This window comes from Pseudomonas sp. S37, from assembly GCF_016658545.1.
Classification (GTDB): Bacteria; Pseudomonadota; Gammaproteobacteria; order Pseudomonadales; family Pseudomonadaceae; genus Aquipseudomonas.
The window spans coordinates 80,304-95,179 of sequence record NZ_JACVZC010000005.1 but is presented as its reverse complement, the minus strand read 5'-3'; the positions used below and the strand labels follow the sequence as shown (position 1 = coordinate 95,179).

The window sequence follows — 14,876 nt, the reverse complement described above, 5'->3', positions numbered from 1 at the left end:
AAAGGGCGCTGCTGTTTTGGGGGCGCTTTACGCCCCATCGCCGGCAAGCCAGCTCCCACAGGGAGAGCGGAACACCTGTGGGAGCTGGCTTGCCGGCGATGGGCTGCAGAGCAGCCCCCGAGGGCCTCAAACCTTGCCGTTAGCCAATTGTGCCGGCGCAAAATGACAGGTAAAGGTACTGCCATGCCCCGGCACGCTGCTGATTTCCAGCTTGCCGCGGTGACGCATCAACACATGCTTGACGATCGCCAGCCCCAGCCCCGTACCGCCGGTATTCGACGCACGGCTGGAGTCTACCCGGTAGAAGCGCTCGGTGAGGCGCGGCAGGTGCTTGGCATCGATGCCCACCCCCGAGTCCTGCACCGACAAGTGTGCGCCCTGCGCATCGGCCCACCAGCGAATGCGGATGTTGCCTTCGTCCTGGGTGTATTTGACCGCGTTGAACACCAGGTTGGAAAAGGCGCTGCGCAGCTCCGACTCACTGCCCTTGAGCTTCACGCCGGGTGCAGCCTCCAGGGTAATGCGCTGGTTACGCGGGCCGGACAGGGCCTGGGCATCGTTCTTGATGGCGGCGAGCAGGGCGTCGACCGCCACCGGCTGGTTGTCCGACGGGTAATCGGTGGCTTCCAGCTTGGCCAGCAGCAACAAGTCGTTGAGCAGCGTCTGCATGCGCGAGCCTTGCTGGCTCATCTGCTGCAGGGCGCGGCTCCAGCGCGGGTTCACGTCCTCGACGTTGTCCAGCAGGGTTTCCAGGTAGCCGGCAATTACCGTCAGCGGCGTGCGCAGTTCGTGCGACACGTTGGCGACGAAGTCCTTGCGCATCTGCTCCAGCTGGTGAATGCGGGTGACATCGCGCACCAGCATCAGGTGCTCGTTGTTGCCGTAGCGGGTGATGTGCAGCTGCACGCGCAGGCGGTCGTTGATCGGTGAGGGGATTTCCAGCGGTTCGAGGTAGTTTTCTGCCTCGAAGTACTCCTTGAAGCGCGGGTGGCGCACCAGGTTGGTCACTTGCTGGCCACCGTCCTGTGGGGTCTTGAAGCCCAGCAGGGTCTCGGCGGCGCGGTTCCACCATTCCAGGTTACCGTCGCTGTCGAGCATGATCACCGCGTCACGCAGCGCGGCGGTGGACTCTTGCACCCGGTCGATCACCGCCTGCAGGCGGCCCCGCACGCGCTGGTCGCGACGTTGCAGGTGGTAGATGCTGTCGAACACTTCGCCCCACAGGCCGTAGCCATCGGGCGGTGCCTCGTCGGGTTGGTGGTTGCGCAGCCAGTCATGCAGGCGCAGCAGCTGCTTGAGGGTCCAACCCAGGTAGAGCGCCAGGCCGATGGCCAGGCTCCAGCCGTAATAGCCGCTGACCAGGCCGCCGATCAGGCAGACGGTGATCAGCAGCAACAGGTGGCGAATCAGGGTCGCGTGCCAGTTCTGGTTCAATTGACGGTCCTTGTACAACGACGTGCAGCTTGGCGCTTTTGAACTCGATCAGCTCTTGGTCGAGAAGCGGTAGCCAGTGCCCCGGACGGTTTGTACCAGATTTTCGTAGGCTTCACCCAACGCCTTGCGCAGGCGGCGGATATGCACGTCGACCGTGCGCTCTTCGACATAGACGTTGCCGCCCCACACCTGGTCGAGCAACTGGCCACGGGTGTAGGCGCGCTCCTGGTGGGTCATGAAGAACTGCAGCAGGCGGTATTCGGTAGGGCCCATCTCGGCCGGCTTGCCGTCGATGGTCACGCGGTGGCTGATCGGGTCGAGCAGCAGGCCACCCACCTCGATCGGCGCTTCGCTGTCGCTCGGGCCGGTGCGGCGCAGCACGGCTTTCAGGCGTGCCACCAGCTCACGCGGCGAGAACGGCTTGGTGATGTAGTCGTCGGCACCCACTTCCAGGCCCTGGATCTTGTTGTCCTCTTCACCCTTGGCGGTCAGCATGATGATCGGGATGTCGCCGGTCAGCTCGTCGCGTTTCAGGCGGCGGGCCAGCTCGATGCCGGAGGTGCCCGGCAGCATCCAGTCGAGCAGGATCAGGTCCGGCTTGCGGTCGACGATGATCGCGTGGGCCTGTTGGGAGTTTTCCGCTTCCAGGCAGTCATAGCCGGCCATTTCCAGGGCAACGGCGATCATCTCGCGAATAGGCGCTTCGTCGTCGACGATCAGAATGTTCCTGCCAACCATGCTCAAAACCTCTCCTGGATTCGGTGTCTTGGCCCGCATTAGATAACGGAATTATTGCAGCTGTGTGACAGGGTGTTGGCCGTTCTGGCGACATTCCGTGACTGGACTAGGCTACAGAAGGCCGCAGTTGTGGCAACCCGAACTCATTTCCCCCCGAAACAATGGTGAATCCAATGACACGACATACGCTGAGCTGGATGGCCCTTTTCACTGCGCTGGCGCTCCCGGGGGTGGCTTCTGCCCACCATGCCATGGAGAAGGACGGCATGTGGGTCGATCACGCCGGCATGACCCTGTATACCTTTGACAAGGATGCGGGCGGCAAATCGATGTGCAATGGCGAATGCGCCACCAACTGGCCGCCGTTGATGGTCAGTGATGGTGAAAAAGCCGAGGGCAAGTGGACGCAGATCAAGCGTGATGACGGCAAGATGCAGTGGGCCTATGACGGCAAGCCGCTGTACACCTTCATCAAGGACAAGAAGGCCGGGGACAAGACCGGGGATGGCGTGAAAGACGTCTGGCACGTCGCCAAGCCGTAAGGCCGATACGTGGCCCTGTGGGAGCGGGTTCACCCGCGAATGCTGCGGTGCAGCAGATATTGCATTCGCGGGTAAACCCGCTCCCACAGGGGCGGTGATCACGCTTGTTAGCGCAGTGCGTAATCCAGCACCACGCCAATAAACACCAGCAACCCCGCCCAGTGGTTGTGCAGAAACGCCTTGAAGCAAGATTCCCGGTCCAGCTTGCGCGTCGACCAGTACTCCCAGGCAAAGCACGCCGCCGCCCCCATCAACCCCAGGTGGAACCAGCCACCCAGGTCAAAGCGGCTACCCGCCAGCAACAGGCAGCCCAGCGACAGCAACTGCAAGGTCAGAATGATGGTGCGATCTGCCTCACCAAACAGGATCGCCGTCGACTTCACGCCGATCTTCAGGTCGTCATCGCGGTCGACCATGGCGTAGTAGGTGTCGTAACCCACTGTCCACAACAGGTTGGCGATATAAAGCAGCCAGGCGCTGGCCGGCAGCTCGCCACCCGCGGCCGTGAAAGCCATCGGGATGCCCCACGAATACGCCGCCCCCAGTACTACCTGCGGATAATAGGTGTAGCGCTTCATGAACGGGTAGCAGAACGCCAGCGCTACCGCGCCAAACGACAGCCACACGGTCCGGCTGTTGGTGCACAGCACCAGCAGGAAGCTTACCCCGACCAGGATGGCGAACAGCGCCAGCGCCTCGCGTGGCCGCACCCGGCCACTGGCCAGCGGGCGGTCGGCGGTGCGCTTGACGTGGCCGTCCACCTTGCGGTCGGCGAAGTCGTTGATGCAGCAGCCGGCAGCGCGCATCAGCACCACGCCAAGGCCGAAGATCAGCACGTTGGCCACGGTCGGGGAGCCGTTGCCGGCTATCCACACCGCCGACAACGTCGGCCACAGCAGCAGGTAGATGCCGATCGGCCGGTCCATGCGGCTGAGCTGGACGAAGTCCCAGGCCCGTGGGTGCAGATGGTTGAGCGACTTGAGCAGTTGCAGGTACATCAGCGGTTTTCCTCCTTGGCCGCTTGCCACAGTGCCGGCAGGAATACCTCTGCCACCAGCAGGTCCAGGCCGTCACGCTCGAAGCGGGAGCGGCGGCCCCACAGTGCCGCATGGGCCGCTTCAGAAGGCAGCCAGGCCTGTGGATAACTGCACACTTCCAGCGGGTGACGGATGAACGCCTGGTCGCAGAACAGCAGCTCGCCCAGCGAGCGGCTGCCGAGGGTTTCCAGGTCCAGCCCACCGCGCTCCAGGGCACTGCGGCTGGCCACGCTGCGGGCGAACACCCAGGGTTGGCCATGGCCGCGCAGGTACACCTCGCGCACCCAGCCTTCCGCGCCCTCGGTAATGCCCAGTGCCAGGCATTCGTCATCGCGCAGCGGCTGCCAGCCCTCGAACAGCGGGGTGACAGAGAAGTGATCAACGGAAAGGCGGGTCAGGCGGCGGGTCAGCGAGCCCTCGTCGAACAGCCAGTCAAGGGTAGGCTGGTCGATGTCGGTCGCCAGCTGTGAATACGGCAGCCACGCCACAGCGGCTGCTTGCGGGGATTCGTACGACACGTCGGTCTGCTTGTTACAACCAGAGAGGCGGCGAGCTTAGCATGATTGCCCCGAGTGCTTGCATACTGGGGGCAGGGCCGCTAAAAAGCCCCCACGAATTGTGCGTCGGCCTCTTCGCGGGTAAACCCGCTCCCACAGGTACTCTGCAGGTCATGAGGCTGCGGTGATCCTTGTAGGAGCGGGTTTACCCGCGAAAGGGCCCTCAGCAACAACACAAAGCCCAAGCTTGACCCGAGGAAAACGACCTGATGAAAAAGTGGCAATGTATTGTCTGTGGCCTGATCTACGACGAAGCCCAAGGCTGGCCTGACGACGGCATCGCCCCCGGCACCCGTTGGGAAGATGTACCGGAAGACTGGCTGTGCCCCGACTGCGGCGTCGGCAAAAGCGACTTTGAAATGATCTCCATCGGCTAAGCGAGGCAAGCACGACATGACGTCCCCTGTGGTAATCATCGGTACCGGCCTTGCGGGCTACAACCTGGCCCGTGAATTTCGCAAGCTCGATGCGCAGACGCCGCTGCTGCTGATCACTGCCGATGACGGTCGTTCCTACTCCAAGCCCATGCTCTCCATGGGCTATGCCAAGCAGAAAGACGCCGACGGCCTGTGCATGGCCGAGCCGGGCGCCATGGCCGAGCAACTGAATGCCGAAATCCGCACCCATACCCGCATCAGCGGCATCGACCCAGGCCATAAGCGCCTGTGGATCGGCGAAGAGGCGGTGGAGTACCGCGACCTGGTGCTGGCCTGGGGCGCGCAAACCGTGCAGGTGCCGGTCGAAGGTGACGGCAGCCACCTGGTCTTCCCGATCAACGACCTGGAAGACTACGCACGCTTCCGTGCCGCGGCCGCCGGCAAGCAGCGTGTACTGATCCTCGGCGCCGGCCTGATCGGCTGTGAATTCGCCAACGACATGAGCCTGGGCGGCTTCCAGGTCGACGTGGTGGCGCCGTGCGAGCAGGTCATGCCGACCCTGTTGCACCCGGCTGCCGCCAGCGCGGTGCAAGCCGGGCTGCAAGGCCTGGGCGTGCGCTTCCACCTTGGGCCGGTGCTGATCCGCCTGCAGCAGGTGGACCACGGCCTGGAAGCGCATCTGTCGGACGGCAGCGTGATTGCCTGCGACCTGGTGGTTTCCGCTATCGGCCTGCGCCCGCGTACCGACCTGGCCGCCGCCGCCGGCCTGCAGACCAACCGCGGCGTCAGCGTCGACCGTGAATTGCGCACCTCCCACGCCAACATCTTCGCCCTCGGCGACTGCGCCGAAGTCGATGGCATCAACCTGCTCTATGTGATGCCTTTGATGAGTTGTGCCCGTGCCTTGGCGCAAACCTTGGCCGGCAAACCGACGGCGGTGGCCTACGGGCCGATGCCGATCACCGTGAAAACCCCGGCGTGCCCGCTGGTGGTCTCGCCCCCGCCACAGGGCCGCGAAGGCAGTTGGCAGGTAGAGGGGCAGGGCAGTGACCTCAAGGTGCTGTGCCTGGACGCCGACGGCAAGCTGCTGGGTTACGCCCTGACCGGGGCGGCGGTGATGGAGAAACTGGCGCTGAATCGCCAGTTACCAGCGGTTATGGCGTAAATAGCAGGCGTTCTGTCGGATTTATCCTGTTGTTGCCTGCACAATGGCCGCCCAGATACTGGCGCGGCCCCTGAGCACGTGCCATTCTCACTCCCGTCTGCCGCAGATTAGAGCCTGCGGTGCCTTGAGCGCTGCTCCCAAAGGCAGCACGGCATAACAACAAGAATTCCGTCAAAGAGGCTTCACTATGCGCAAACCAGAACTCGCCGCCGTCATCGCCGATAAGGCCGATCTGACCAAGGAAAAGGCCAATCAGGTTTTGAACGCGATTCTCGACAGCATCACCGGTGCCCTGGACAAGGACACCGTGACCCTGGTCGGCTTCGGCACCTTCGAAAAACGTCATCGTGGCGCGCGTACCGGCAAGAACCCGCAAACCGGCGAGCCGGTGAAAATCAAGGCCAGCAACACCGTGGCCTTCAAGCCAGGCAAGAACCTGCGCGACAGCGTCAATGTCCCGGCCAAGCCAGCCAAGAAAGGCAAGTGATCGCGCCCTGACAACCCCAGTGTCAGCCAAGCGGGCGCCCCAGGGCGCCCGTTGTGCTTTCTGCAGGCAAAATGTTTCGAACTTGCATAAATAGTTCAGGAAAAGGCTAAACTGCGCGCCTTAGTCACTTTTTATTCGAGGCGCGTTGATGAAGTTCCGCTTTCTTCTCTGGGCCATGGGGCTGTTGATGGCCAGGGCCAGCCGTAAAAACCCGGCGTTCCAGCAGCAGCTCAAGGGCAAGGACCTGGTGTTCCAGATGCAGACCCTGGACGGCAAGGTTGCCCGGCACTTCACCGTCAACAACGAGCGCATCAGCAGCAAGGGCGGTGCGCACCCGCAGCCCGCCTTCGCCATCGCCTTCAAGGACGCGGCCTACGGCTTTGCCACGATGCAGGCGGGCAACAAGCAGTTGGCGTTCATGCAGGGGATTCAGGACAAGAACATCCAGATCAAGGGCAACCCGGCATTGGTGATGTGGTTTCAGGGGTTGATGAAGTACCTGAAGCCGAAGAAGAAGAAAGGCTGAAACCCAACAGGCTGATGGCTCACGCGTACCCTGTGGGAGCGGGTTTACCCGCGAATGCTGCAGTGAATCCACCGACGCATTCGCGGGTAAACCCGCTCCCACAGGGGGCCAATAACCTCAGTGCGGTGCGTGAAACTGCGAAGCCAGCTCACGCAACAGGCTCTCGGCCTCCAGCACCTTGTTCACCACATCCTCAGCCTTGTCCCGGGCAATGCCCAGGCGCTCCAGCAACTCATCCGGAATCTCTTCCTGCGGCCCCGAGCCAATCCCCCGCGAGCGCAGTAGCCGGGTAGCCAGGCACACCAGGTTGGGGAACGCCGCATACTCGCCGTCGTAGGCCGGGTCGTGCTGGAAGCGCAGCGCGGTCGACAGCTCTTCCGGCATGTCCCACAACTTCATCAGCCAGGCGCCGATCTGCTCACGGCTGATGCCCAGCAGGTGCTGTTCCACGTAGGTGTGGTTCAGGTGCGGGTTGACCTCCAGGTGGCGGCAGATCAGCGAGAAGTGCGGCGGGAACACATGCGCCAGCAACAGGTAGCCAAAGTTGTGCAGCAGCCCGGCCAGGTAGGTCAGGCCGGCTTCGGGGCGTTCTGCCCGCGGCATGGCACGGGTCAGGCCTTCGATGATCGCGGCGGTGTAGATCGATTGCTGCCAGTATGGCGTGGCTTGTTGCGGGTGGTCTTTCGGCAGGCTCAACGTCTTGCCCAGCGCCAGGCCCAGGGCCAGGTTGATCACCAGGTCGAAGCCCAGCACGCGCACGATGGCGTCTTCCACCGAGCGGATCTTGCCCGGCGAGGCATAGTAAGGCGACGCCGCCCAGCTCACCACCTGCGCAGCCAGTGCCGGGTCGGTTTCGACTACGCCAGTGATGTCGTCGACGCTGGCATTGGGGTCTACCCGCAATTTGATGATCTTTTGCGCGGTATCGGCCAGTGGCGGGATTTCGATGGTTTCTTCCAGGCGCTTCTGGATGCGCCGGGCAGTGAAGGCCTGCACGGCGTTGGTGATTTCCCGGGTGTCGTCATCGGGGCGGTCGAGGTTGGGGCTGATCGCCTCGACGTCCTGGCCAAAGCTGCTGGCGCTGGCCTTGGCCAGCATGCGCTTGAATGGCGCGCGCTCGATTTCCAGCAGCAGGCCGGCTTCACCCGACTGGATAAACACGGTTTCGGTGTCGAGCAGGCTTTTTTCGTACTGGCAGGGCGAGCTGGTCAGTGCCGGGATCCCCGGCAGGGCCTTGAGCTGGTGCTTGTCGAGCATCTGCTTCAGGCGTGGCACCGACACGGCAGTGAGCTTGCGCCCGGTCAGCTCGGCCAGGCGGTTAAGGTCCAGCAACTGGCTCTGCGGGAACAGCACCATCAGGGCGCCGACCTCGTCGTCGAGCAGCACGGCCTGTACCCGCGAGGCGGCCGGCAGGTGCGGATGCTCGAGCACCTCGCGGTAGGCGACGCCGAGTTTTTCCAGCAGTTGCCTGATAACGGAAGGTGTGTGTGGGGTTGCGGTGTCCAGGGCAACTTCAGTCATGGTCCGTATCCACTGATGCTTTTAAACGCGAAGTATAACCAGCCCCGGGGCAAATCTGGATCCATTATGGGACTGGCGTCACACTTGGCCATATTGCTGGCCATGACGCAGCCAGCGGTCCAGCAACGGGCTGACGTGTTCCGGCCAGCGGGCGATCAGCGCCTGGGCAGCGTCGCGCACGGCCGGCAGCAGGTCGGCGTCGCGCATCAGGTCGGCGACCTTGAACTGCAGCAGGCCGGTCTGGCGGGTGCCGAGCATCTCGCCCGGGCCGCGTAGCTCCAGGTCCTTTTCGGCAATGATGAAGCCGTCATTGGTTTCGCGCATGATGCCCAGGCGCTCGCGACCGATCTGCGACAGCGGCGGGTGGTACAGCAGCACGCAATGGCTGACGGCGCTGCCCCGGCCAACCCGACCGCGCAGCTGGTGCAACTGGGCCAGGCCCAGGCGCTCCGGGTTCTCGATGATCATCAGGCTGGAATTGGGCACATCCACGCCGACCTCGATCACCGTGGTGGCGACCAGCAATTGCAATTCACCGGCCTTGAACTGCGCCATGATTTCGGCTTTTTCCGCCGGTTTCATGCGCCCGTGAATCAGCCCCACCCGCAACTCGCCCAAGGCGCTGCCAAGCTCCTCGTAGGTGCTTTCGGCGGCCTGGCAGGTCAGTTCTTCGGACTCTTCAATCAGGGTGCACACCCAATAGGCCTGGCGCCCCTCGGCACAGGCGGCGCGCACGCGCTCGACCACTTCGAAGCGGCGGCTGTCGGCGACCAGCACGGTGTTCACCGGCGTACGCCCGGGTGGCAGCTCGTCGAGCACCGAGGTGTCCAGGTCGGCATAGGCGCTCATGGCCAAGGTACGCGGGATCGGTGTGGCGGTCATGATCAGCTGGTGCGGGCACAGCTCGCCCGCCACGCCCTTCTTGCGCAGGGCCAGGCGCTGCTGCACGCCAAAACGGTGCTGCTCGTCGATGATCGCCAGGGCCAGGTGCTTGAACTTCACCTCTTCCTGGAACAGGGCGTGGGTGCCGACCACCATAGGCGCCCCGTTGGCGATCTGCTCCAGGGACGCAGCCCGGGCCTTGCCCTTGAGCTTGCCGGCCAGCCAGGCCACTTCGATGCCCAACGGCTCCAGCCAGCGTTTGAAGGTGATGTAGTGCTGTTCGGCGAGGATCTCGGTAGGTGCCATCAACGCCACCTGGTAACCGGCCTCCAGGGCCTGCAGTGCGGCCAGCGCCGCGACCACAGTCTTGCCGGCACCCACGTCGCCTTGCACCAGGCGCATCATCGGTTCGTGCTGGCTGAGGTCGTAGGCAATTTCGTTGGCCACGCGCTGCTGTGCACCGGTCGGCGGGAAGCCGAGGTTGGCCAGGTATTGCGCCTGCAGGCGGGTGGCTTTGGGCAACACGGGGGCACGCAGGCTGCGCAGGCTTTCGCGCAGGCGCTGTTGCGAAAGCTGGTGGGTCAGCAGCTCTTCGAAAGCCAGGCGGTGCTGAGCCCAGTGGTGACCCAGGGCCAGTTCGTCGACGTCGGCGTCGGCTGGCGGGTTGTGCAGGTAGCGGATGGCATCGTCCAGCGGCGCCAACTGGTAGTCGCGGGCCAGTTCGTCGGGCAGCCAGTCGGGCAGGCTGCGCGGGCCAAGCATGCCCAGGCTCTGTTGGCACAGCTGGCGCAGGCGTTGCTGGGTAAGGCCTTCGGTAGACGGGTAGATCGGTGTCAGGGTCTGATCGACCGGCGGCGGCGGTTCGTCGCCGTTCAGGGCGCGGTATTCCGGGTGGTAGATTTCCAGGCCCGAAGCGCCGGGGCGCGCCTCGCCGTAGCAGCGCAGGTGGGTGCCCCGCTTGAGGCCTTCCTTCTGCGCGTTGCTGAAGTGGTAGAAGCGCAGGCTCAGCACGCCACTGCCGTCACCCAGGCGCACCACCAGGCTACGGCGTTTACCCATGGTCACGTCGGCGCCGCTGACCACACCTTCGATCACGGCATCCTGGCCCGGGCGCAGTTGGCCGATGGGCACCACGCGCGTGCGGTCCTGATAGCGCAGGGGCAGGTGGAACAGCACATCCTGCAGGTTCTCCAGGCCCACCTTGGCGAGCTTCTCGGCCATGGCCTCGCCAACACCTTTGAGCACGGTGACCGGGACGTTCGACAGCTCAGTCATGACTCAGACCGGTTGTTCCGCAGGGGCTTTGGCGACCGAGCACAGGCGGATCGAGTCGGCGAGGATCTCGATGGCCTTCGGCCGCGGGAAGCTGGCGCGCCAGGCAATGGCCACGGTGCGGAATGGTGCCGGTGCGGTCAGCGGGCGCACCTCGATGACACCGGGCGCATAGTGGTGGCTGTGCACGGCAGACAGCGGCAGGATCGACACACCAAGGCCCGAGGCCACCATGTGGCGGATGGTTTCCAGCGAGCTGGACTCGACCGTGGTGTGCCGCGAGCCTTCACCGCCCTTGTTCAGGGTCGGGCAGGCTTCCAGTACCTGGTCGCGGAAACAGTGGCCTTCACCGAGCAGCAACAAGCTCTTGTCGTTGAGCATGGAGGTGTCGATGGTTTTTTTCGCCGTCCACGGGTGGTCGGCCGGCATCAGGGCGCAGAACGGCTCGTCGTACAGCGGCAGGGTCAGCACGTCGGCTTCATTGAACGGTAGAGCGATGATCACTGCATCCAGCTCGCCGTTGCGCAGTTTTTCGCGCAGCACGTGAGTGAAGTTTTCTTCGATGTACAGCGGCATCTGCGGCGCCACACGGTGCAGCTGCGGGATCAGGTGCGGGAACAGGTAGGGGCCGACGGTGTAGATGGCACCCACCTTGAGCGGGGCAGTCAGCTGGTTCTTGCCGGCCTGGGCCAGCTCGCGAATGCCTTGGGCCTGCTCCAGTACCTTCTGTGCCTGGGCGACGATGTTCTCGCCGACAGGGGTCAGGCGAACCGCGCTCTTGCTGCGTTCGAAGATCAGAACGCCAAGCTCATCCTCGAGCTTCTTCACACCGACCGACAGGGTCGGCTGGCTCACGTGGCAGCGCTCGGCGGCATGGCCGAAGTGCTGTTCCTGGGCGAGTGTGACGATGTAGCGTAATTCTGTGAGGGTCATAACGTGCGTCCATGAAGTTGCGGGCCCAGCATAGCGGCTGCAATCGATAGACGCACGTTATCAGACTTGCCGATTTGTGACAGAAACAAAAGTCTCAGCGGCGGTCCAGTGAGTAGACGAACGGTGCCACGACTTCGATCGTGCCATTGTTCAGCAACTCGGGTGGCGGCTTGGGTACCGTGCCGGCCCGGCGGATCATTTCCAGGGTCGCCCGGTCCAGGGCAGCACTGCCCGAACCACCTGCCATCGAGTACGACACCACCTTGCCTTCGGCATCGACCACGAAGCGCAGGCGGTTGATGCCCTGCAGACCGCGGCGGCGCGCGTCTTCCGGATAGCGCTTGTACTTGGCCAGGTGACGCAGCAGGTCACTCTGCCAGGTCGGCAAGGCGTTGCTGTTGGACGCAATGCTCGGTGCCGGTGCCGCAGATTTCTGCGGTGGCGTGTTGCTTGGCGGTGCGTCTACCGTCTGCTCGGTCGGCGGTGCTTCCTTCGGCGGCTCAGGCTTTTTCTCGGGCTTGGGCGGCTGTGGCTTGGCCTTCGGCTTGGGCGGCTTGGGAATGGCGATTTTCGGCTTGGGTGCTTCCGCCAGCTTCGGCAGCGGCGGTTCCTCGACCGGTGCCGGTGGCTGCGGCGCCGCCTTTGGAGGTGGCGGTGGCGCAGGCTCCGGCAGCGGTGCCAGCTCGACCATCATGGCTGCCGGCGGCAGCTCGATGGCCTGGGGCACCGACCAGTTGAGCGTCAGCACCACGGCGAGCACGTGCACACCCAGCACGATCGCCAGGCTGCCACCGTAGCGCGCCATGTTTGAGCGCGGTTTTGTCATTTCTTGGCTGCCGTCTCGAGACCTACCAGACCGACCTTCAGGTAGCCGGCCGCGCGCATGTTGTTCATCACTTCCATCAGGTCACCGTAATCCACGCCTTTATCGGCCTGGAAGAAGATGGTGGTTTCCTTGTCACCCTTGGTCTTGGCATCGAGCATCGGGCCAAGCTGGTCGGGTGCCGCAACCTGATCGTCGCCGACGTACAGCTTCTGGTCGGCCTTGACGCTGACGAACACCGGCTTCTCGGGCCTCGGCGCCGGCTTGGCGGTCGAGGCCGGCAGGTCGACCTTGATGTCGACCGTGGCCAGGGGGGCTGCCACCATGAAGATGATCAGCAGCACCAGCATCACGTCGATGAACGGCGTAACGTTGATTTCGTGGTTTTCGGCGAGGTCGTCGCCACCTTCGTTGAGATGCAGGCCCATGGTTTACCCCACTTTCACCATGTGCGGGGCAGCGCGGTCGCTGCCCTGGTGGTCCAGGTCACGGCTGACCAGCAGCAGTACCTGAGCGGAGGCGTCGGACACCTGAGCCTTGTAGCCAGCGATGGAGCGGGCGAAGACGTTGTAGATGACCACGGCCGGGATTGCTGCGACCAGGCCCAGGGCGGTGGCCAGCAGGGCCTCGGCGATACCTGGGGCAACCACGGCCAGGTTGGTGGTCTGGGTCTTGGCGATGCCGATGAAGCTGTTCATGATGCCCCATACGGTACCGAACAGGCCGACGAACGGCGCAGTGGAACCGATGGTAGCGAGTACGCCGGTGCCGCTGCTCATGGTGCGGCCGCTGGCATGCACCAGGCGCTCCAGGCGGAAGCTGACGCGCTCCTTGATACCCTCTTTTTCGCGGGCGTTGGCCGACAGGCGCATTTCTTCGAGGGCGTCGTGGACCAGCGTGTGGGCCAGGGTGCCTTCCTTGTTGGAGACTTCGCTGGCGTCTTTGAGGGTGGTGGATTTCTTCAGCTGGGCGATTTCACCCCGCAGGCGACGCTTGGCGCCCATCAGCTCGAAGCCTTTGGCGATCCAGATGGTCCAGGTGATGATGGAGGCGATGGCCAGGCCGATCATGACGAGCTTCACCACGATGTCGGCGTTCTTGTACATGCCCCAAGGGGACAGGTCGTGGGCCATGCCCAGCGAGGTGTCTTCAACCAGGGCTTCGACGCTTGGGTCGACTGCGACCGGTGCATCGGCAGTGGCAGCGCCGTCAACGGCCGGTGCCTGTACGTCGCCAGCCGGGGCCACAGGGGCAGTACCCGGGGCAGCAGCGGCAGTGGCTGCTGCAGGGGTGGCGGCATTGGTGGTTGGCTCATCGGCCATGGCCACCGGGGCCAGCACCAGGCTGAGTGTCAGCGCGGCGATGGCGCGCCAGGCGCGCGACGGGGTTGGCGAAGCGGAAGGTTGATTACGTGTCATGCTGGCCGGACCTGATGAAGAAAAAAGTAAACGTTCTCCAAGGCCTCGAGGTAGGCCGAGAACAAATTGGCGGCCATTATTGCAAGTAATTCTTGTTAACAAAAGTAATCTTGTTGCTTTTTTCGCCTATGGTCCAGCCATCCATCGTGTAGCGTGGTCGGCTGATCAATTGGTCTAGGGAGTTTTGTGATGTCAGACCTTTCAGTGATGGTGGTGGGTTGTGGTGATGTAGGCGGGCGCCTGGCCCGGCAGATGCTGGCGCGCGGCTGGCAGGTGAGCGGCCTGCGCCGGTCGGTCGGGGAGCTGCCAGCGGGTGTTCAGCCGGTTGCCGCAGACCTGGCCGAAGCGTCGATTCCGCAAGCCTGGCCAACGGGCGCGCTGGACTACCTGGTGTATTGCGTGGCCGCCAGCCAGCACGACGAGGCGGGTTACCAGGCAGCTTATGTAGACGGTTTGCGCCATGTGCTGGCCTGGTTGGCCGAGCGTGGCCAGCGCCCGCGCCGCCTGCTTTTCGTTTCCAGCAGCAGCGTGTATGCGCAGCAGGACGGCGAATGGATCAAGGAGGGCGCGGCCACCGAGCCTGAGGGTTATTCCGGGCGGGTGATGCTGGAGGCAGAACGGCTGGCACTGGCCAGTGGTTTTCCGGCGAGCGTGGTGCGCCTGACCGGCATCTATGGCCCGGGTCGGGAATGGCTGCTGAGCCAGGTGCGCCAGGGTTACCGCGTGGCCGTAGAGCCGCCGCTCTATGGCAACCGCATTCATGCCGAGGACGCTGCCAGCCTGCTGGCGTTCCTGCTGCAGGCCGATGCTGATGGGAAGGTGCTGGACGACTGCTATATCGGCGTGGACGACGACCCGGCGCCACTGGCCGACGTGGTGGCCTGGCTGCGCGAGTACATGGGCGTTACCGAATGGTCCGATGAGCAGCGTGTGCGGCGTACCGGCAGCAAGCGCTGCAGCAACGCGCGTGCGCGTGCGTTGGGCTGGGCGCCGGTGTATCCGAGTTACAAGGAAGGCTATGCGGCAATCCTGAAAGGCGTGCGCTGAGTCTGCCGGCCTCTTCGCGGGTGAACCCGCTCCCACAGGTACTGCACCGCCGGTGAGCGCGGTGCTATCCCTGTGGGAGCGGGTTCACCCGCGAAGAGGCCGATAAGGTCCAAACGC

Annotated in this window: 16 protein-coding genes; 6 read left to right on the top strand and 10 right to left on the bottom strand. The window is 63.9% G+C overall.

Translation table 11 applies throughout. From position 1 onward, the window contains the following. Window positions 1-126 precede the first annotated feature (126 nt). Both phoR and phoB read right to left on the bottom strand, forming a co-directional pair. Entirely contained in the window at window positions 127-1,434 is a 1,308-nt protein-coding gene (gene phoR / locus IAE39_RS03660) for a phosphate regulon sensor histidine kinase PhoR (RefSeq protein ID WP_201199507.1), read from the bottom strand. Window positions 1,435-1,482: 48 nt separating this feature from the next. Then, entirely contained in the window at window positions 1,483-2,172 is a 690-nt protein-coding gene (phoB, locus tag IAE39_RS03655; protein ID WP_003253341.1) for a phosphate regulon transcriptional regulator PhoB, read from the bottom strand. Window positions 2,173-2,345: 173 nt separating this feature from the next. Here phoB and IAE39_RS03650 point away from each other — a divergent pair, with 173 nt between their 5' ends. Beyond that, on the top strand, window positions 2,346-2,714 hold the full coding sequence (locus IAE39_RS03650) for a COG4315 family predicted lipoprotein (protein WP_201199506.1): 369 nt from the start codon (window positions 2,346-2,348) through the stop codon (window positions 2,712-2,714). A gap of 107 nt (window positions 2,715-2,821) precedes the next feature. Here the strand turns inward: IAE39_RS03650 and ubiA are convergent, their stop codons facing one another. Continuing rightward, a complete protein-coding gene (ubiA, locus tag IAE39_RS03645; protein ID WP_201199504.1) occupies window positions 2,822-3,712 on the bottom strand; it encodes a 4-hydroxybenzoate octaprenyltransferase in 891 nt (296 codons plus the stop codon). Then, window positions 3,712-4,269, bottom strand: a complete 558-nt coding sequence (locus tag IAE39_RS03640; protein WP_201199499.1) for a chorismate--pyruvate lyase family protein — start codon at window positions 4,267-4,269, stop codon at window positions 3,712-3,714. Before IAE39_RS03640 ends, ubiA begins: the two co-directional genes overlap by 1 nt. Window positions 4,270-4,517: 248 nt before the next feature. Here IAE39_RS03640 and IAE39_RS03635 point away from each other — a divergent pair, with 248 nt between their 5' ends. The 4 genes from IAE39_RS03635 to IAE39_RS03620 all read left to right on the top strand — a co-directional run bounded on the left by IAE39_RS03635 (window position 4,518) and on the right by IAE39_RS03620 (window position 6,863). Then, a complete protein-coding gene (locus tag IAE39_RS03635; protein ID WP_201199498.1) occupies window positions 4,518-4,685 on the top strand; it encodes a rubredoxin in 168 nt (55 codons plus the stop codon). A gap of 16 nt (window positions 4,686-4,701) precedes the next feature. Then, a complete protein-coding gene (locus tag IAE39_RS03630; RefSeq protein ID WP_201199497.1) occupies window positions 4,702-5,850 on the top strand; it encodes an NAD(P)/FAD-dependent oxidoreductase in 1,149 nt (382 codons plus the stop codon). 187 nt (window positions 5,851-6,037) lie between these two features. Beyond that, window positions 6,038-6,337 carry an HU family DNA-binding protein gene (locus IAE39_RS03625; protein ID WP_201199496.1) on the top strand — a complete coding sequence of 100 codons (300 nt, stop codon included), beginning with the start codon at window positions 6,038-6,040 and terminating at the stop codon, window positions 6,335-6,337. A gap of 148 nt (window positions 6,338-6,485) precedes the next feature. Beyond that, window positions 6,486-6,863, top strand: coding sequence for an SCP2 sterol-binding domain-containing protein (locus IAE39_RS03620; RefSeq protein ID WP_201199495.1), 378 nt, complete (start codon window positions 6,486-6,488; stop codon window positions 6,861-6,863). Window positions 6,864-6,980: 117 nt separating this feature from the next. Here the strand turns inward: IAE39_RS03620 and IAE39_RS03615 are convergent, their stop codons facing one another. The 6 genes from IAE39_RS03615 to exbB all read right to left on the bottom strand — a co-directional run bounded on the left by IAE39_RS03615 (window position 6,981) and on the right by exbB (window position 13,712). After that, on the bottom strand, window positions 6,981-8,384 hold the full coding sequence (locus IAE39_RS03615; protein ID WP_201199493.1) for an aminoacyl-tRNA deacylase and HDOD domain-containing protein: 1,404 nt from the start codon (window positions 8,382-8,384) through the stop codon (window positions 6,981-6,983). Window positions 8,385-8,462: 78 nt separating this feature from the next. Beyond that, window positions 8,463-10,541: an ATP-dependent DNA helicase RecG gene (gene recG / locus IAE39_RS03610; protein ID WP_201199491.1), complete on the bottom strand. Its 2,079-nt coding sequence runs from the start codon at window positions 10,539-10,541 to the stop codon at window positions 8,463-8,465. A gap of 3 nt (window positions 10,542-10,544) precedes the next feature. Then, window positions 10,545-11,471, bottom strand: a complete 927-nt coding sequence (locus tag IAE39_RS03605; RefSeq protein WP_201199483.1) for a hydrogen peroxide-inducible genes activator — start codon at window positions 11,469-11,471, stop codon at window positions 10,545-10,547. Between the two features lie 94 nt (window positions 11,472-11,565). After that, a complete protein-coding gene (locus IAE39_RS03600) occupies window positions 11,566-12,297 on the bottom strand; it encodes an energy transducer TonB (protein WP_201199474.1) in 732 nt (243 codons plus the stop codon). Continuing rightward, window positions 12,294-12,722: a TonB system transport protein ExbD gene (gene exbD / locus IAE39_RS03595; protein ID WP_003253367.1), complete on the bottom strand. Its 429-nt coding sequence runs from the start codon at window positions 12,720-12,722 to the stop codon at window positions 12,294-12,296. Before exbD ends, IAE39_RS03600 begins: the two co-directional genes overlap by 4 nt. Before the next feature lie 3 nt (window positions 12,723-12,725). Continuing rightward, window positions 12,726-13,712 carry a tonB-system energizer ExbB gene (gene exbB, locus IAE39_RS03590; protein WP_201199472.1) on the bottom strand — a complete coding sequence of 329 codons (987 nt, stop codon included), beginning with the start codon at window positions 13,710-13,712 and terminating at the stop codon, window positions 12,726-12,728. 189 nt (window positions 13,713-13,901) lie between these two features. Between exbB and IAE39_RS03585 the strand changes: the two genes are divergently transcribed. Next, a complete protein-coding gene (locus IAE39_RS03585) occupies window positions 13,902-14,759 on the top strand; it encodes an SDR family oxidoreductase (RefSeq protein WP_201199471.1) in 858 nt (285 codons plus the stop codon). The last annotated feature ends 117 nt before the right edge of the window (window positions 14,760-14,876 follow it).